Annotated in this window: 14 protein-coding genes and 2 tRNA genes; 4 read left to right on the plus strand and 12 right to left on the minus strand. The window is 67.6% G+C overall.

All coding sequences use genetic code 11. The features are described 5' to 3' along the window. Window positions 1-6: 6 nt before the first annotated feature. The 7 genes from JQX13_RS41355 to JQX13_RS41385 form a co-directional block, all read right to left on the minus strand. Window positions 7-981: a hydroxymethylglutaryl-CoA lyase gene (locus JQX13_RS41355; protein ID WP_203404908.1), complete on the minus strand. Its 975-nt coding sequence runs from the start codon at window positions 979-981 to the stop codon at window positions 7-9. After that, the gene (locus tag JQX13_RS41360; RefSeq protein ID WP_203404909.1) at window positions 948-1,352 is read right to left on the minus strand and encodes a cobalamin B12-binding domain-containing protein; all 405 of its coding nucleotides are present in this window, start codon (window positions 1,350-1,352) and stop codon (window positions 948-950) included. Before JQX13_RS41360 ends, JQX13_RS41355 begins: the two co-directional genes overlap by 34 nt. After that, window positions 1,345-2,073, minus strand: coding sequence for a class I SAM-dependent methyltransferase (locus tag JQX13_RS41365; protein WP_203404910.1), 729 nt, complete (start codon window positions 2,071-2,073; stop codon window positions 1,345-1,347). Before JQX13_RS41365 ends, JQX13_RS41360 begins: the two co-directional genes overlap by 8 nt. Before the next feature lie 112 nt (window positions 2,074-2,185). Next, window positions 2,186-4,087, minus strand: a complete 1,902-nt coding sequence (locus tag JQX13_RS41370; RefSeq protein ID WP_343211041.1) for an acyl-CoA mutase large subunit family protein — start codon at window positions 4,085-4,087, stop codon at window positions 2,186-2,188. 65 nt (window positions 4,088-4,152) lie between these two features. Beyond that, on the minus strand, window positions 4,153-5,349 hold the full coding sequence (locus JQX13_RS41375) for an aminotransferase class I/II-fold pyridoxal phosphate-dependent enzyme (protein WP_203404911.1): 1,197 nt from the start codon (window positions 5,347-5,349) through the stop codon (window positions 4,153-4,155). Window positions 5,350-5,365: 16 nt separating this feature from the next. Beyond that, a complete protein-coding gene (locus JQX13_RS41380) occupies window positions 5,366-6,313 on the minus strand; it encodes a phosphatase PAP2 family protein (RefSeq protein WP_203404912.1) in 948 nt (315 codons plus the stop codon). After that, window positions 6,310-8,796, minus strand: coding sequence for an efflux RND transporter permease subunit (locus JQX13_RS41385; protein WP_203404913.1), 2,487 nt, complete (start codon window positions 8,794-8,796; stop codon window positions 6,310-6,312). Before JQX13_RS41385 ends, JQX13_RS41380 begins: the two co-directional genes overlap by 4 nt. Window positions 8,797-9,198: 402 nt before the next feature. On the opposite strand from JQX13_RS41385, the gene JQX13_RS41390 reads away from it, so the two are divergent. Continuing rightward, entirely contained in the window at window positions 9,199-10,740 is a 1,542-nt protein-coding gene (locus JQX13_RS41390) for an aminotransferase class I/II-fold pyridoxal phosphate-dependent enzyme (protein WP_203404914.1), read from the plus strand. Window positions 10,741-10,744: 4 nt separating this feature from the next. Further along, entirely contained in the window at window positions 10,745-11,926 is a 1,182-nt protein-coding gene (locus JQX13_RS41395) for an N-acetyltransferase (protein ID WP_203404915.1), read from the plus strand. 101 nt (window positions 11,927-12,027) lie between these two features. Here the strand turns inward: JQX13_RS41395 and JQX13_RS41400 are convergent, their stop codons facing one another. Together JQX13_RS41400 and JQX13_RS41405 are read right to left on the minus strand one after the other, a co-directional pair. Further along, window positions 12,028-12,591, minus strand: a complete 564-nt coding sequence (locus JQX13_RS41400) for an MlaC/ttg2D family ABC transporter substrate-binding protein (protein WP_203404916.1) — start codon at window positions 12,589-12,591, stop codon at window positions 12,028-12,030. 66 nt (window positions 12,592-12,657) lie between these two features. Beyond that, window positions 12,658-14,112 (minus strand): TolC family protein, encoded by a 1,455-nt coding sequence (locus tag JQX13_RS41405; protein ID WP_239014163.1) that lies wholly within the window; start codon window positions 14,110-14,112, stop codon window positions 12,658-12,660. Between the two features lie 210 nt (window positions 14,113-14,322). On the opposite strand from JQX13_RS41405, the gene JQX13_RS41410 reads away from it, so the two are divergent. Further along, the gene (locus JQX13_RS41410; protein WP_203404917.1) at window positions 14,323-15,246 is read left to right on the plus strand and encodes a class I fructose-bisphosphate aldolase; all 924 of its coding nucleotides are present in this window, start codon (window positions 14,323-14,325) and stop codon (window positions 15,244-15,246) included. Between the two features lie 358 nt (window positions 15,247-15,604). Beyond that, complete coding sequence (locus JQX13_RS41415; RefSeq protein ID WP_239014164.1) at window positions 15,605-16,708, plus strand: polyprenyl synthetase family protein; 1,104 nt, start codon at window positions 15,605-15,607, stop codon at window positions 16,706-16,708. 189 nt (window positions 16,709-16,897) lie between these two features. Here JQX13_RS41415 and JQX13_RS41420 read toward each other — a convergent pair. From JQX13_RS41420 to JQX13_RS41430, 3 genes are all read right to left on the minus strand, one after another. After that, window positions 16,898-16,970: transfer RNA gene (locus JQX13_RS41420), tRNA-Ala, on the minus strand. A 68-nt stretch (window positions 16,971-17,038) separates the two neighbouring features. Next, window positions 17,039-17,111 (minus strand) — tRNA-Ala (locus tag JQX13_RS41425). A 54-nt stretch (window positions 17,112-17,165) separates the two neighbouring features. Next, window positions 17,166-17,564, minus strand: coding sequence for a hypothetical protein (locus tag JQX13_RS41430; RefSeq protein WP_203404919.1), 399 nt, complete (start codon window positions 17,562-17,564; stop codon window positions 17,166-17,168). Between the last annotated feature and the right edge of the window lie 70 nt (window positions 17,565-17,634).

Raw genomic sequence — 17,634 nt, forward strand, 5'->3', positions numbered from 1 at the left:
CGCGGATCAGGTCTGGGCCCGACGGCTCGCCTTCTTCTCGCGCTCGCCCAGGGCCGCCTGGAGGAACTTCCCCGCCAGCTTCCGGCCGATGAGCTCCTGGGCGACCATGCCCGCCTCGACCAGCTTGTCGAGGTTGATGCCCGTCTGCACGCCCATGCCGTGGAGCATGTAGACGATGTCCTCGGTGGCCAGGTTTCCGGCCGCTCCCGGAGCGTAGGGGCAACCGCCCAACCCGCCGATGCTGGCGTCGAACGTCGTCACGCCCATCTGCAGGCCCACCAGCGCGTTCGCCAGCGCCGTGCCGCGCGTGTCGTGCAGGTGCAGCGCCAGCTTCTCCACCGGGATGTGCTCGAGCAGCGCGGAGAGGATGGCGTCCGTCTGCCTCGGCGTGCCCACGCCGATCGTGTCACCCAGGCTGAGCTGGTAGATGCCACCGTCCACCAGCGCGCGGCTGATCTCCACCACGCGCGATACGGGCACCTCGTTCTCGTAGGGGCAGCCCCACACCGTGGACAGGTAGCCACGCACCCGCATCCCCGCCTTCAGGGCCGCCTCGGTGGTCTGCCTCGCCTCGGCCACCGCCTCGGCGATGCTCTTGTTGATGTTCTTCTTCGAGTGGGCCTCGGACGCGGAGATGAAGACCGCGGCCTCCTCCAGGCCCGCCTCCTTGGCGCGCGACAGGCCCTTGAGGTTGGGCACCAGCGCCGAGAAGGTGACGCCCTCGCGCCGCCCCACCAGACGCAGCAGCTCCTCCGCGTCCGCGAGCTGGGGAATCCACTTCGGGGACACGAAGGACGTGACCTCGATGCGCTTCTCCCCCGCGGCGATCAACGCCTCGACGAGCCGCGCCTTGTCGCGCGTGGGCAACGTGCGCAGCTCGTTCTGCAGGCCGTCGCGAGGGCCGACCTCGTAGATGTCGACCCGTTCCGGCAGCCTGCCGAGCCCTGTCACGCGCGGGCCGCGATGTTGGTTCGTATCCACTGGACGATGTCCTGCGTCGAGCTTCCGGGTGTGAAGATCTCCGTCACCCCCAGGTTCTTGAGCTTGGGGATGTCGTCGTCCGGGATGATGCCCCCGCCGAACACCGCGATGTCATTCGCGTTGCTCTTCTTCAGCAGATCGATCACCGCCGGGAAGAGCGTCATGTGCGCTCCCGACATGATGGACATGCCGATCGCGTCGACGTCCTCCTGGATGGCGGCGTTGACGATCATCTCGGGCGTCTGGTGCAACCCCGTGTAGATGACCTCCATGCCCGCGTCGCGCAAGGCCCGAGCGATGATCTTCGCTCCGCGGTCGTGACCATCCAGGCCCGGCTTGGCCACCAGAATTCGTAGCTTCCTCTCAGCCATGTCGCAGCTCAGCTCCCACGATGAGATCGGTTGACGTGCCCGACGGCGGCTCCCCCTCCAGCCCGCCATGCACCCAGCACATCGAAAATCCCGTGAAGTCCAACAGTTGGATCAAATCCGCAAGGGGATAGTAACGGACGGCATATTGCCCTGAAAGGACGCGTCCGTCCGGGAATGTCAGTCGCCTGGAGGCCTCGTCCCGACCACGCGCCGCGTCGAAACGGCTCCGCTCCTCCAGCAGGCTTCCGTCCGGTAATCGAGTGGAGAAGGAGGCCTCGGGTTGGGCCGCGAGCCGCTCGTACGGCACGGTGTGCAGCACCAGACGCCCTCCCGGCCGCAGGCACCGCGCCACCTCGCTCAGCAGGGCCACGTGCTCCTCGTCCGAGAAGACGAACAGTGTCGAATACCAGGCGTACGCCCCCGCCAGCGAGCCCGTGCGGAATGGGAGGGAGCGGAGATCCGCTCGCACCGCTGGAAAGCCTGGGAGCCGCTCCTGGAGTGAAAGAGCATCCAGTTCCAGGCCGATGACACGGCCCGCCAGGGGGCCCTGCGCATTGAGGCGCGCGGCGTGCCGGCCGTGGCCACAGCCCAGGTCCACCACGGGCCCGGGCACCCGGAGATCCGCGAAGTGCTTCGCGAGATATGCCGCCTCCTTCGCCGTCATCTCTTCCGAGATGAACGGCAGCGTGGAGCGCAGGTACAGCTCGCCGAAGAAGCTCATGGCGTTGGCCTCCAGGGCCAAAGGCCACGGGTTATCCGACCCTGTGACCCGGAGACCCGGCACATCCCCTCACCCCGACCCTCTCCCAGAGGGAGAGGGAGGGAGGGGGCGCTCAGAACGCGCCGCCCTCGCGGTACGCGCCCCAGACCTTGCGGAACACGTCGCAGATCTCCCCCAGCGTCGCGTAGGCCTTCACGGCCTCGAGCACCGGCGGCACCATGTTGTCCGTGCCCCGCGCCGCGGCCTCCACCTTCGCCAACGCCGCGTCCACCGCCGCCTGGTCGCGCTCCGCCTTCACCTGGTTGAGCCGGGCGATCTGCGACTCGGCCACCTTCTCGTCGATGTGCAGCAGCTCGATGGGCGCGTCCTTGTCCGACTTGAACGCGTTCACGCCGACGATGAGCCGGTCACCCTGCTCCACCTCGCGCTGGAAGCGGTAGGCGCTCTCGCCGATCTCCTTCTGCGGGTACTGCTCCTCCACCGCCCGGATGATGCCGCCCATCTCGTCGATGCGGCGGATGTACTCGAGCGCCCGCTTCTCCATCTCGTCCGTGAGGTACTCGATGTAGTAGCTGCCGGCGAGCGGATCCACCACGCGGTCCGCGCCGGACTCGTGCGCGATGAGCTGCTGGGTGCGCAGCGCGATCGTCACCGACTCTTCGGTGGGCAGCGCGTACGTCTCGTCGAGCGAGTTGGTGTGCAGTGACTGGGTGCCGCCGAGCACCGCCGCGAAGGCCTGCAGCGCCGTGCGCACCACGTTGTTGTAGGGCTGCTGCGCGGTGAGCGACACGCCGGCCGTCTGCGCGTGCGTCTTGAGCTGCATGGAGCGCGGGTTCTTCGCGCCGAAGCGATCGCGCATCACGTGGGCCCAGATGCGGCGCGCGGCGCGGAACTTGGCGACCTCCTCGAAGAAGTCGTTGTGCACGTCCCAGAAGAAGGACAGCTGCGGCGCCACGTCGTCCACGTCCAGGCCGCGCTTCACGCACTCCTCGACGTAGCCGATGCCGTCGGCCAGCGTGAAGGCCAGCTCCTGCACCGCCGTCGCTCCGGCCTCGCGGATGTGGTAGCCGCTCACGGAGACCGGGTACCACTTGGGCATGTTCTTCGTGCAGAACTCGATCATGTCCGTCACGATCCGCACCGCGGGCCGTGGGCCGACGATCCACTCCTTCTGCGCGATGTACTCCTTGAGCATGTCGTTCTGGATGGTGCCCGCGAGCTTCGCCATCGGAACGCCCTGCTTCTCACCCACCGCGATGTACATGCAGAGCGCCACGATCGCGCTCGCGTTGATCGTCATCGAGGTGGTGACCTTGTCGAGCTGGATGCCGTCGAACAGGGTCTCGAAGTCACGCAGCGAGGAGACGCTCACGCCCTCCTTGCCCACCTCGCCGCGGCTCATGGAGTGGTCGCAGTCGTAGCCCATGAGCGCGGGCATGTCGAAGGCCGTGGACAGGCCCGTCATGCCGTGGCTGATGAGGTACTTGAAGCGCTTGTTGGTGTCCTCGGGCGTGCCGAAGCCGGCGAACTGGCGCATCGTCCAGAGGCGGCCGCGGTACATGGTGGGCTGGGGGCCGCGGGTGAACGGGAACTGGCCCGGCAGCCCGATGCGATCCGGGGACTCCGTCTTGCGATCCGCCAGCGTCACCACGTCGGGGATGGGGATGCCCGAGTCGGTGACGAACGACTTGCGGCGCAGCGGCATCTTCTGCGTCACCGCGGCCAGGTCGCTCTTCGCCCACTTCTCGGTGGCCTTGCCCACCGCCTTCACCGCGGCCGGGTCATAGGAGCGCACCACCCCGTTCTTCTTGCGCGGAGCGGCCTTGGCGGCCTTCTTCGCGACTGCCTTCACGGCCTTCGTGGCGGCCTTCATGGCCTTCTTCGCCGCCTTGGCGGGCTTGCTGGCCTTCGACACCTTGGTGGAGGTGGAGGACCGGCCGGCCTTCTTGGCGGACTGGTTGGAACGGGGAGCGGAGAGCCTCTTGGACTCGGTCGGGGAACGAGAGGAGGGCATGGTTGCGCGGGATGTAGCATCGGGGTGTAGGGGTCGCAAGCCGCCCGGCTCCCGATGTCCAGACGTCAGCGGCCCCGAGCGAGTCCCACCTTCAACCGGCGCACCGCTTCATCCAGCACCGCCTCCGTCTTGCAGAAGGCGAAGCGCGCCATCCCCTGCCCCAGGGACTTGTGCTCGGGACCATAGAAAACACTCGGAGGGATGGCCGCTACTCCCACCTCCGTCACCAGGTGGCGGCAGAAGGCCACGTCGTCCGCGAAGCCCCACCCGGAGATGTCCGTCATGATGAAGTAGCTGCCCTCGGGCACGTACGCCTTCAGCCCCGCTTCCGCGAGGCCCGACAGCAGACGCTCGCGCCTGGCCAGATAGGTGGCGGACAGCTCCTGGAAATACGCGTCCGGCATCCGCAGCGCCGCCGCCATCGCCGCCTGCAGAGGCGACGCCGTGGCGAATGTCACGAACTGGTGGGCCCGCTGCACCGCGTCACGCAAGGCCGGTGGCGCGATGATCCATCCAATCTTCCAACCGGTGAGGCTGAAGGACTTGCCGCCGCTGCTCACGCCTACCGTCCGGTCGGTCAGTGAGGGCACCGTGGCGGGACGCACGTACCGCGCCGGACCGAAGACGATGTGCTCGTACACCTCGTCCGAGAGCACCCGCACATCGAACTCGGCGCACAGCTCGCCGAGGAACTCGAGCTCCTCGCGGGTGAACACCTTGCCGGTGGGATTGTGGGGCGTGTTGAGGATGAGCAACCGCGTCCGGGGACCGAAGGCCGCGCGCACCTCGTCGCGGTCGAACCACCAGGTGGCGTGCGCGGCATCCGGCGGACGCAGCGGCACATAGCGCGCCTTCGCACCGATGAAGCCGATGTTGGCGTCGTACGAATCGTAGAAGGGCTCGAAGGCCACCACCTCGTCGCCCGGATCCACCAGGCCCAACATCACGCAGAGGATGGCCTCGGTGGCACCGCTGGTGACGGTCACCATGGTGTCCGGATCGATGCCGGTGTGTCCGTGGAAGCGCGCGCCGTGCTCGGCGATGGCCACGCGCAAGTCTCGCAGGCCGGTGCTGGGGGCGTACTGGTTCACCCCATCGGTGATGGCCCTGCGGGCGGCTTCCTTGATGGCCTCGGGCCCGTCGAAGTCCGGGAAGCCCTGCCCCAGGTTCATGGCCCCGTGCTTCAGGGCCAACGCGCTGAACTCGGAGAAGACGGTGGTGCCGAGGTGGGCCACGCGGCCCGCGAGGATTGGCCTGCTCATGCGTACGCTCCCTTGTTCAGGGGCGCACGATAGCGTCCATCCGCATCGGGCGCGCCACCGCTTCGCGCCGCGCCGTCGCCCGGCTCCAGCCCAGGGCCAGGCCCACCACCACCATCACCAGCGGCACCGCGCAGATCAGGTCCGTCGCGTAGTGGAAGCGGCCTACCAGGGTAGCGAGGATGAGGCCGAGCCCCGGCACCAACATCACCCGGAAGAAGCGCGGGACGAAGCGGAAGGCGTACACGAACACCACCAGCGTGGTCCCGGTGTGGCCCGAGGGGAAGCAGTCCCGGGCGAACGGCGGCATGCGCATCACCGAGTCCAGGAAGGGCGTCACCCACACGCCCTGGAGCGGCTGGGAGAACTCGCTGAAGAGGAAGTAGCGCGGGCCGATGGCCGGCACCAACGCGTAGCAGACATAGTTGAAGGTGAAGAAGAGACTGAGCGCCAGCAGGTACTCGTGGAAGGCGTCACGGCGACCGGTGAAGTACATCACCAGGCCCAGTGCCAACGGCCAGACGAAGTGGCCGTAGTAGCAGATCATCAGGATGTCGGTGAGCCAGGGCGGCACCACGTGCCCGAGCAGCACCGAGGCCTGGAAGCCGAACAGCCGCTGGTCCATGGTGGCGAGCTGGGCGTCGCGCAACCCCGGGGTGACGGCGGTCACCATCGGATTGAGCAGCCCATGGCTGAGGCTCAACACGGGCAGCAGCCAGAAGGAGGCCACGAAGGCCAGCAGCCGGTGCCGGGGGAAGTAGGACTCCAGGGTGCGCAGCACCAGGGGCCCGAGCGCGAAGATGGCGAAATGAACGGCGGACCTCGTGGAGCCAGGAGCCCACCGCGCGGGGCCCACGAGCGCCAGGGCGGCCAGTGAGCAGGCGACGACAATGACGATGTCGACTCCCCGCAGGTGGACGTCCCGAGCCCTCGCTCGAGCTTGGTTGTACGAGGTCCAAGGGTTCACGCCGACTTACGCTCCCCCGGTTCCGAAGCGGCCTCAGTGGCAACAGGCGCGCCGATCTCCAGGCTCCGAATCATGCCCCCCTCCTTCCTCCGCCCGGACCACCGCTCCATCAACGCGAGCATGGCCGGGAAGAAGACCGTGGTGCCCAGGAAGGTGCACACCACTCCCAGAATTGCAATCTGACCGATTGAGCGCAGTCCGGCGTGATGTGAGATCAACAGTGCGCCGTAGCCCGCGGCGTTGGACAGCGTGGCCACCACCGCCGCCAGGCCCGTGTGACGGACCACGTGACCCAGCGAGCCGGGGCCCTCCTCCTCGTACCGGTGGTAGAGGTGCACCGAGTTGTCCACGGCGATGGCGAGCAGGCTGGGCAGCACCACGGCGTTGATGAAGTTGAGCTGGACGTCGAAGAGGTACATGCCGCCAGCCAGGCACAGCATGCCCAGGAACAGTGGCCCGGCCACCAGGCAGGCACGCTTGAAGCTGCGCAGGCTGGCGAGGATGGTCAGGAAGACCACGGTCGCGGCGGCCCAGAGGATGAACGGACCATCCCCGCGCACCATGGAGAAGATGCGGGCGGCGATCCGGTTGCTGTCCAGCACCGCGAGGTCCACGCCCCGGGCCCTGGCTCCGTCGACCACCTCGTCGATCTGCGAGGCCCACGCCGATAGCTCACGGGTGTCGTGGTTGGACACCGAGGGGAACAACAGGAGGAACATGCCCTTGCCGTCGAGCGCCTCGAAGCGGCGCCGCACCTCCTCGGGCACCTGCTCCGGCCCGTACGGCTGGGCATCCAGCATCTTCTTCACGGTCTCCACGCGCGGATCGTTGCGCGCGCTCTCGGGCAGCTTCCGCAGCGTCTCGCGCAGCGCGGCGAGCTGCTCCTGGTGCGCCGGCACGTCCTGCGGCAGCAGATCATTGAGCGACGCGTACTGCTTGAAGGTGGACTCCTCGCCGTGCTTCGTCTTCACGTCGGTGATGACCTGCTGGACCACCTGCGCCTGCCGCAGATCGTCCACCAGGAGGATGGCGGGGTTGAGGGGCGAGCCGAGCTGCTCGACGATGTGGTCATCGAGCTGCACGGAGGACGCATCGCCCTTGAGCTTGCGCATGTTCGTCTCGAAGCCCACGCGCGGCAGCACATAGAGCGAGTAGCCCGCGAAGCCGAGCACCGCCAGCAGGATGCCGGCGATGACCGGCGTGGGCCAGCGCTTGCCGGTCGGCTGGAAGGCCTTCTCCGGGGCCTCGGGCGCGTGGCTCGCGGCCGGCTTGCGACCTGGCCGCAGACGCTCGGCGAGCACCAGCAGCGCGGGGCCCAGGCCGTACGCCATCAGCACGGAGAGGATGACGCCCACGCCGGCCAGCAGACCGAACTGCTTGAAGGCCTCGAACTGGGCGAACACGAGCACGAAGAAGGCGGCCGCGTTCGTCAGCGCCGAGGTGATGGCTCCGGCGAAGGTGCCGCGCACGGCCTCGGCCAGCGCCTCGGCGGCCGGGTGCTCGCGCCGCTCCTCCCAGTAGCGCATGGCCAGGTGGATGCCGTACTCCAGGCCCAGGCCGATGAGGATGGCCACCAGGAAGCCCGTGACGATGTTGAGGTGGCCGATGGCCAGCTCCGCGAAGGCGAACGTCAGCGACACGCCGAAGACGACGGGCACGCCCACCACGGCCAGCGCCCACAGCCGCCGCGTGGCCAGCAGGATGATGCCCACCGCCATCACCGCGGAGAGGATGCCCGCGCGCGTCAGGTCGCGGCGCATCACCCGATCCTCCTCGAGCCGGGCCTGGAAGGCGCCCGCGTAGTCCAGCCGCACCCCGGGCCAGCCCTGGGCCACCTCGGCGGCCACGCGCTTCACGTCGTCCACCAGCTTCTGCGCGAACACGAGATCGCCCGCGGTGCCGCCCGGCTTCACCATCAGGTACACCTCGGAGCCGTCCGCGCTCCCGAGGTACTCGCGCATGGGGGCGTCCGGGGTGTACTTCTTGATGATGGCCTCGAAGTCCGGCGGCGCGTCCTGCGCGTCGAGCAGGTCCACCGCGAGCGCCTGCTGCTTCTCGTAGCGCAGCCGCGCGTCCACGTCCTGGCGCAGCTCGCGCAGCTTCTCCGTGGGCAGCAGCAGCAGGCCGCGCTCCTTGAAGAACTCCACGTTGAAGTGGTGCTCCACGTAGCGCACCTCGGGCAGCGCCTCGAGCTTGCTGGCCAGCGCGTCGGAGAAGGCGCGCAGCTGCTCGGGCTTCGCCCCCTGAGCGCGCACCACCAGGTAGCCGTCGCCTCCGGCCTTCTGGGCCACCCGGTTGAGGTCCTTCACCTCGCGGGCCTCGCTGGGCAGCAGCTCCACGAAGGAGCCACGGAACTCCAGCCGCCCGGACAGCAACGCGCCGCCGAGAGCCAGGACCGTGAATGCGAGGAGGACCCTCCAGGGACGCGTCAGCGTTCCACGGATGAAGGCCTCGGACCAACGACGACGAAGAGACTCAGCCAAGCTTGACCCCAGTCGAGTGGAGGCCCGCAGAAAGCAAACTTCCAGCCACCTGTCACGGCCTCAGCGAATCCCGGGGCAAACACCTTCCGAGCGGGAAGCCATCCTCCCCCGGTCGTTTTCCGACCAGGGCATGCAAGTCCCGAGTGTGCAACCGGTTGCGCACTCGCCTGCTCTCATGTGGGAATATCTGGACGTGTCAACCCCCCTGGAGGGCCCCTCCGGAGGGTGCGCGGGCCTCCGGACAGTCGATGCCTTGACACTCGGAGGGTGACTCAATATTGACGGCCACGCCTAGCCCCCCGAGGAGGACGCGCGCTGCGGTGCCCCAGGTCGCAATGAACACCGCAGGGAAGCGCGCCCCGGATTCGCGGAGCCGGATCTCCCGCACAAGAGAAGACCGCCATGAGTGACGTGTTCGAGAAGTGCCGCAGCTGGAAGGACTACCGCATTGCCAAGGCGACGGGCCTCTACCCGTACTACCGGTCCATCGAGGAGTCCTTCGGTGCCACCGAGGTCCAGATCGAGGGCCGCCGCATCATCATGGTGGGCTCGAACAACTACCTGGGCCTGAGCGCGGACCCGCGGGTGAAGGAGGCGGCGATCAAGGCGGTGGAGCGTTTTGGCACCACGTGCTCCGGCTCGCGACTGCTCAACGGCACCCTGGCGCTGCACGAGGAGTTGGAGCAGCGCCTGGCGAAGTTCCTCAACCGCGAGGCCGCGGTGGTCATCTCCACCGGCTTCCAGACGAACCTGGCGCTGTCCTCCATCCTGGGCCGCCACGACATCGTCTTCGCGGACCGGCAGAACCACGCCTCGCTGGTGGACGGCATCCGACTGTCGTTCGCCACCGAGCGCAAGTTCCGTCACAACGACCTGGACCACCTCGAGCAGCTGCTGCAGCAGGCGGCGGAGAAGGAGCCCAAGGCCGGGAAGATCATCATCACCGACGGCGTGTTCTCCATGGAGGGCGACCTCTGCAACCTGCCCCGCATCGTGGAGCTGGCCAAGAAGTACAACGCGCGGGTGATGACGGATGACGCCCACTCCATGGGCGTGCTGGGAGAGAAGGGCCGCGGCACCTCCGAGTACTTCGGGCTCGAGGCGGAGACGGACCTCGTCATGGGCACGTTCTCCAAGAGCTTCGCGTCGCTGGGCGGCGTGCTGGCCGGTCCCCAGGACGTCGTCAACTACATGCGGCACAAGTCGCGCTCGGTCATCTTCTCCGCGTCCATGACGCCGGCGTCGATCGCCGCGGCGACCAAGGCGCTGGAGATCATCGAGGCCGAGCCGCAGCGGCGCGCGCGCCTGCTGGACATCGCGGAGAAGATGCACAACGGATTCCGCGCCATGGGCTTCGACACGGGCGTGTCGGTGACGCCGGTGGTGCCGGTGCACATCGGCGATCAGGTGAAGTGCTTCCGCTTCTGGAAGGCGCTGCACGAGGCGGGCGTGTTCGCCAACCCCGTGGTGCCGCCGGCGGTGGAGGCGGGCCACGCGCTCATCCGCACCAGCTACATGGCCACGCACACGGACGAGCAGTTGGACCGGGTGCTCGACATCTTCGAGCAGATTGGCAAGAAGCTGGACATCATCCCCCAGACGCGGCCGTCCTCGTACACCCCGGTGCAGATCGCCCGCCCGGGCACCTTCGTGCTCGCCAACAAGGCGTCGGAGAAGTGGGCCGCCGCCAGCGCGGGCCTCAACGGAGGCAACGGCTTCTCGCTGGATCAGCTCTCGCGCATGTCGTCGCGCGAGGTGGCCGGCAAGCTGTTCGACGCGGTGGAGTCGCTCACCTGGCGCGCCGCCAACCTCCAGCCCGAGGACATCCGCAAGCTGGGCCAGATGCCGATGAAGCTGTGGGAGAAGCGCGCGAACCTGCCCGGGATGCTGCTGGAGAAGGGCGCCAACCTCCTCATCCGCAACGGGCACGAGGACAGGAGCTGAGACCATGGCCGTCGCCGCCGAGAAGCAGAACCCCGAGTCCAGGCTGCCGCCCCTCCCCGCCGACGTGGAGGTGACTCCCGTCCGCACCTCGGCGGATCGCACGGCCTTCATCCGCTTCGTCTACTCCATCTACCAGGGCGACCCGAACTTCGTGCCGCACCTGGAGATGGAGCGCCGGGACTTCATGGATCCGCGCAAGCACCCCTTCTTCGAGTTCGGCGAGGTGGAGTTCTTCCTCGCCCGCCGGGGCAAGGAGGTGGTGGGGCGGATCGCGGCGGTGAACAACCCCCGCTACAACGAGTTCCACGGCAGCAACGTGGGCTTCTTCGGCCTCTTCGAGTGCGTGAATGACGCCGGCGTGGCCCGGGCGCTCTTCGAGGCCGCGGCCTCCTGGCTGCGCGCCAAGGGCTTCGTTTCCGTCATCGGCCCGATGAGCTACTCCACCAATGGCGAGGTGGGCATGCTCATCGACGGGTTCAACACCCCGCCGGCCATCATGACGACGTACAACCCCTCCTGGTACCCGGCGCTCGTCGAGGCCAACGGTTTCACCAAGGCCAAGGATCTGTACGCGTGGGAGCTGTCCTCCTCCACCCCACCGCCGGAGAAGGTGGCGCGCATCGCGGAGAAGATCCGCCAGCGCGAGGGCGTCACCGTGCGCCCGGTGAACATGAAGGACTTCGACGCCGAGGTGGCCCGGGTGAAGGCCATGTACAACATGGCCTGGGAGAAGAACTGGGGCTTCGTCCCGATGACGGAGGGCGAGTTCGATCACCTGGCGCGCGATCTGAAGCAGATGGTGCGGCCGGAGCTCGCGCTGATCGCCGAGGTGAAGGGAGAGCCGGTGGGCTTCGGGCTCACCATCCCGGACGCCAACGAGGCCATCAAGGCCGCCAACGGCCGGCTCACCACGTTCGGCCTGCCCATCGGCCTGGCGAAGCTGCTGCTGGCCTCGCGCCGCATCCGCCGGCTGCGCCTCGTCCTGCTCGGCACCGTCGAGGGCTACCGGCGCCGCGGCCTGGACGCCATCCTCTACCTGGACACCCTGAACAAGGCGCGCGAGCTGGGCTACGAGGGCGGGGAGATCTCCTGGACGCTCGAGGACAACCACCTCGTCAACCGCGCCATCGAGTCCATGGGCGGCAAGCGCTCCAAGCAGTACCGCGTCTACGAGAAGCCGCTGTAGTCGCCCGGAGTCCCCGTCGGCTCCAACGAGAAGACCCCACCCCGCCCCTCCTGAGGAGAGGGTCGGACGTGGGGTCTTCGCGTTCCGTCACCGCGATCGCGTCACTGCACCGACTTCTCGAGCTGCGCCCGCTTGGCCTTCAGGGTGGCCAGCAGACCGTCGAAGCCCTTGTCGGCCAGGAGCTTGCGGAACTGGCCCTGGTACGTCTCCAGGAGCGACACCTCGTCGGTGACGATGTCGTAGATGCGCCACTCACCCTTCTCGTTGGGGCGGTAGAGCTTGTACTCCACGGGGAACTTGTCCCGGTTCACGTTCATGGTGGTGTCCACGGAGGCCTCGTTGCCCTCGACGGACTCCTTGCCGTAGCGCACCTGCGCCTTGCCCTGGCCGAGAGCCTTCTGAGCGTAGGAGGCGCGCAGCAGGCCCTCCATCGTGCTGGAGAACTCCTTGCGCTGCGCGGCCGTCAGCTTGTTCCACGTATCGCCGAGCGCGCGCTTGGACAGCTCACCAAAATCCACGAACTTCTCCACCACCTTGGAGAGCTGATCCGCCGTGGCGCCCTTCGCGGAGGCGACCTTCTGGACGTCGGCGTTGCCGGACTTCACGACCTCGAGGGGGCCGGGCGCGGCGGTGAGCAGCACGGCGGCGAGCAGGGAAGCGAACATATCTGTGTGACTCCAAAGTGCTGAAAGTGAAGATGGGTGGGATGACAGTCCGCGGCGCGGACTTATTCACGGCTCCCTGGGCGCGGTGCCGGTGACCCGGGCCAGCTCCGCCTGGGCAACCTGGAAGTCATGCCAGCTCTGCGCCCGGTCGGCCGACGACTGGGCATAGGCCGAGAAGGCCTCGATCAGATCGCGCGTGCCGGTGGTGCCCAGATCGAACGCGGTCATGGCCGCCGTGGCCCAGCGCCGCGCGTCCCGTTCCGCCTCGGCGAACTCCTGGGCCCGCTGCCACGCAGCCACCAGCTCCCCGTGTGTCTTCGTCACCTCCAGGCGGATGGCCGCCTGGAGCAGCCGCTGCTGCGCCTTCAGCTTGTCGAGCTCCGCTCGCGCTTGATCCAACAGCGCCTGCTTCGTCGGGAAGTCGAAGGTGTACCGGGCCACCAGCCCCACCCCCACCTCGCGCTCGTTGTAGGGATCGTAGGCGAAGGGATCCCGCTGCGGTGTGGCGCTCGAGGTGTAGCGGAGCGTCAGGAAGCCCGCGAGCCCGAAGTCCGGGTAGAAGCTGCGCTCGCGGATGAAGACCTCCTTCTCTCGCGCGACGATGCCCGCGGTGATGCCGGCGAGCTCCGGCCGCTTCTGCTCGGCCGCCGCGAGGGACTCCTCCAGCGTCGGGGGCGTCACCTCCCCTTCCGGCTCCAGATCCACCTCGACCACCTCCACCGGCTCTCCGGGAGGAATGCCCGCCAGCAGACGGATCGCGGCCAGCGCGAGCTGACGGCCCTGCTCGGCCTGAAGCCGACGCGCGTCGAGCTGATTGCGGAAGTATCCGACCTTGTACAGGTCCATCTTCGAGACCTGCTCGGACTTCGCCTTCAACATCTCCTGCAGCCGCTGCGCCGCGTCCTCCAGCCGCTTCGACGTCTCCTCGAGCTGAGCCAGCCCGGAGCGCGCCAGCTGGTAGCCGAAGAAGGCCTGTGCCGCCTGGAATCCCGCCTCGTCCTCCGCGCGCGCCTTCAGCGCCCGACCGATGACGGGCCCCTGCTCCGCCGCCTTCTCCAGCGCCCGCAGCTTCCCGAAGGTGTAGAGCGGCAGCACCGCGTTCGACTCGAGGAAGGCCGTCACCCCCATCCGGCCGAACCTCAAATCCCCCTCCAACGAGGCCTCCGTCGTCGGGGGACCACCCAGGCCGTCGTTGCGCGCCTCGGGGATGGGGCCCCCCGCGCCTATCGTCGTCTCGAACTTCGGGAACCAGGCCCACCGCGCCTGGCGCAGGAGCGCCTCCAACCGGCGCAGCTCCGCTCGCGCCTCCTCCACCCGCGCGTCCTGCTTGCGCGCGCGTTGCACGAGCTGCTCCAGTGTGAGCGGCTCGCGCTTCACCTCCCCGGACGCGGGGGGCGGCTCCTGCGCGGCTACCTCCTGCGAGGGGGCGGGCGCCGGAGCCGAGGCATCCTGCGCTCCGGCCAGCGCCGCGGCGAGCACCAGGCCCACTCCCAGGACACGTCGCGAATCTCTACGGTTCACCACTCGCCTCTCCAGAGCCCCGCTGCCTCCCGGGGCGTTCGCAGCGGCGCAGCATCCACTTTCGTGACCCGTCCGTCATCGGGATCGTGCACCCCGAGCGTTCGCGCCGTGACGAAGAGTCGAATGATCTGCTTGGTACAAGGCCTCCGGGTGGGCAGAATCCGCGCCCGTCAAGTCACGGGCCTTCCGCCCCGAACTTCGAGGAGCCACATGGCGTATACCGACCGCGTCAAGCAGATCCTCTCGTGGTACCCGTCCGACAACCCCGGCACGCTGACCAACCTGGCCCGCCTGCTCAACACCGGCACGCTCGCCGGCACCGGCAAGCTGGTCATCCTCCCGGTGGACCAGGGCTTCGAGCACGGCCCGGCGCGTTCCTTCGCCCCCAACCCGGCGGGGTACGATCCGGAGTACCACATCCAGCTCGCCATCGAGTCGGGCTGCAACGCCTACGCCGCGCCCCTGGGCTTCCTGGAGGCGGTGGCCGGCAAGTACGCGGGTGAGATCCCGCTGATCCTCAAGCTCAACAACTCGGACACGCTCGGCAAGCCCGAGCACCCCATGTCCGCCGTCACCGGCTCGGTGAAGGACGCGGTGCGTCTGGGCTGTGTGGCCATCGGCTACACCATCTACCCGGGCTCCGGTTACCGCAACGAGCAGTACGAGGCCCTGCGCGATCTGATCCGCGAGGCCAAGGACTACGGCATGCCCACGGTGCTGTGGGCCTACCCGCGCGGCAGCATCTCCAAGGAGGGAGAGCAGGCCATCGACGTGATCTCCTACGCCGCGCAGATCAGCGCCCAGCTCGGCGCCCACATCATCAAGGTCAAGCCGCCCAAGGACTTCCTGGAGCAGACCGAGGCCAAGAAGGTCTACGAGAAGTACAGCATCCCCACAAAGACCATGGAGGAGCGGATTCGCGACGTGGTGAAATCCGCCTTCAACGGAAAGCGCATCGTCATCTTCTCCGGTGGAGAGAACAAGACCACCCCGGACCTGCTCGAGGAGATCCGTCAGATCGCCGCGGGTGGTGGCTTCGGCTCCATCATGGGTCGCAATGCCTTCCAGCGTCCGCATGAGGAGTCCGTGAAGCTGCTGAAGGATGTGATGAACATCTTCAAGAACGCCAAGTAGCCGTCACGACAAGGGTTTCTCCGCGGCCGGACTCCTTCGGGACCGGCCGCTTTTTCATTGTGATGTCGCTGTACTCAGCACGGATGGGTCATCAAAGACATATGAGTAGTAAATGACCCGTTACCAGATTTTCCCTCTGAGGCCCTTCCGTTCTCACTCGGTGAGCAATATTTCTCCTCTCAAAACGGATTTGCCTGTATAAAAATTTTCTGCTATTAAAACCGGAAAGAATGTCCATGGGGCTTGCCCGACCCCCCAAGCCGCCCAGCCCCGGAGGTTCGCCATGCTGACGTTGGTTGCCGCAGTGCAGGATACGATGCCGACGCGCGGAACCTCGGGTGCTGCCAAAAACCCCGTCATGAAAGAGCGGAAGTCTCCACAGGCGGCCGGCACCCCGGCGGCAGAGCAGCAGCAGTCGGCGTCTCCCGTGGACTTCGTCTCCTGGGCGAAGACCGTGCAGTACCAGACGCAGGTCGTGCTGCATCAGATCCTCGAGCTCGAGGACGAGCGTCACCTGGATCCGGCGTGGAACAAGGTGCTCGAGCAGGTGCGCAGCTACAGCCTGCGGCCCTCCAAGCGCATCCGTCCGGGCCTGGTGCTCGTGGGCTACGCGCTCGGCCGGGGCGACACGCGGGCGCCGTCGGGCCTGTGGCGGTTCGCGGCGGCCACGGAGCTGCTGCACACCTTCATGCTGATCCACGACGACGTGGCGGATCAGGCGGACACGCGGCGTGGGGGCGCCGCGCTCCACAAGATGCTCGGCGAGGGGCGGCTCGGTGAGAACCTCGCGATCGTGATCGGCGATCACCTCTACGGGCGCTCGCTCGAGGTGATGCTGGGCTGCAACCTGCCGGAAGCGGACGTGGCCACGCGCTACTTCCTCAAGGTGTGCCGCTACACCGCGGCCGGGCAGTACATGGACATCCGGCTGCCGCACCAGCCGCTCTCCGAGCTGTCCATCTACCACGCGCTGCGCGTGGCCTACCTGAAGACGGCGCTGTACGGCTTCACCGCGCCACTCGTGTGCGGGGCGATGCTGTCCGGCGGCGATCCAGAGCTGATCAACAAGCTGGAGCGCTTCGGCCGCTACGTGGGCACCGCCTACCAGCTGCGCGACGATCTGCTCGGCCTGTACGGACAGTCCTCCGTGGTCGGCAAGCCGACCGACTCGGACCTGGCGCAAGGCAAGCGCACCTTCCCGCTGCTGGCTTCCTACCTCCGCGCGACGCCCGAGGCCCGCCAGGAGCTCGAGACGCTCTGCATCCCCGGCCCCAAGGACGAGACGATGCTGCAGCGCGCGCGCGAGCTGGTGGAGCTCCACGAGGGCCGCGCCGCCACCGAGCGCATCATCGAGCGCTCCACCAACGCCGCCGCGCGCATCCTGGCGACCCTGCCCGAGGCCGGCGGTCTCAAGCAGATGCTGCGCGATCTGCTGCAGATGCTGATGATCCGCGAGGCCTGAGCACCTCGGCGACGTCCGGGCCTCGCGCCCGGGCTCCCTCTTCCAGCTCGCTGGCGCCCTTCCCTCGCGTTCCGCTCGACGGACTCGGGCTCGGGCTCCACGCGCTCGCTCCACGGGAAGCAGGAGCAACACCCAGTCGAAGCAAATGAAAAGGCCCGTCAGGTACCGACCTGACGGGCCTTTTCACTGTGGAGCTAACCGGGATCGAACCGGTGACCTCTTGAATGCCATTCAAGCGCTCTCCCAGCTGAGCTATAGCCCCTTATTCACTTGTGCCCCCGAAGGGGAAAGACGGGGCCCGTCAGATTTCCTGACGGGCCTTTTCTACTGTGGAGCTAACCGGGATCGAACCGGTGACCTCTTGAATGCCATTCAAGCGCTCTCCCAGCTGAGCTATAGCCCCAAAACCCCGGAACCACCTGGGAAGTGGTTGCCGTCCGTCGAAAGCGGCGCCCTTTTATAACTTCTTCGTGCGGGGCGCTACTCCCGAATTCGCCCCTCCTGCGTTTTTTTGCTTCAGACGCTGGGCCGCCTCCTCCCCTTCCTGGAGCAGATCGCCGATCTCCCGCGCCTGGGCCTCGGCCTTCTGCTGCGCCTGCTCGAGCGCCTTGAGCAGCGGAGCGAACGTGGAGGGGAGCTCCAGCCGGCCCTTCTGCACCTGCTTGAACACGGCCTCGCCCAGCTCGCGCAGGGCCCGCTCCTTCTCCGACTGGATGAAGTCGCGCTGCGTCTTCACCCGGGCCAGCTCGGCATGCTTCTCCACCTGCTGGCGAAGCTGGGCCATCTGGGCCTGGGCGGTTTGGAAAGCCTCCTGGAGCTGACGGAGGGCCTCGGACTGCTTGGGGTCGGCTGCCACCGGGCGCAACCTCTCGGAAATAGAGCCTGTTTCCTGCGTAGCGTGTGCCCGCCGGGACTGTCAACCCCGC

It is taken from the genome of Archangium violaceum (assembly GCF_016859125.1).
GTDB classification, from domain to species: Bacteria; Myxococcota; Myxococcia; order Myxococcales; family Myxococcaceae; genus Archangium; species Archangium violaceum_A.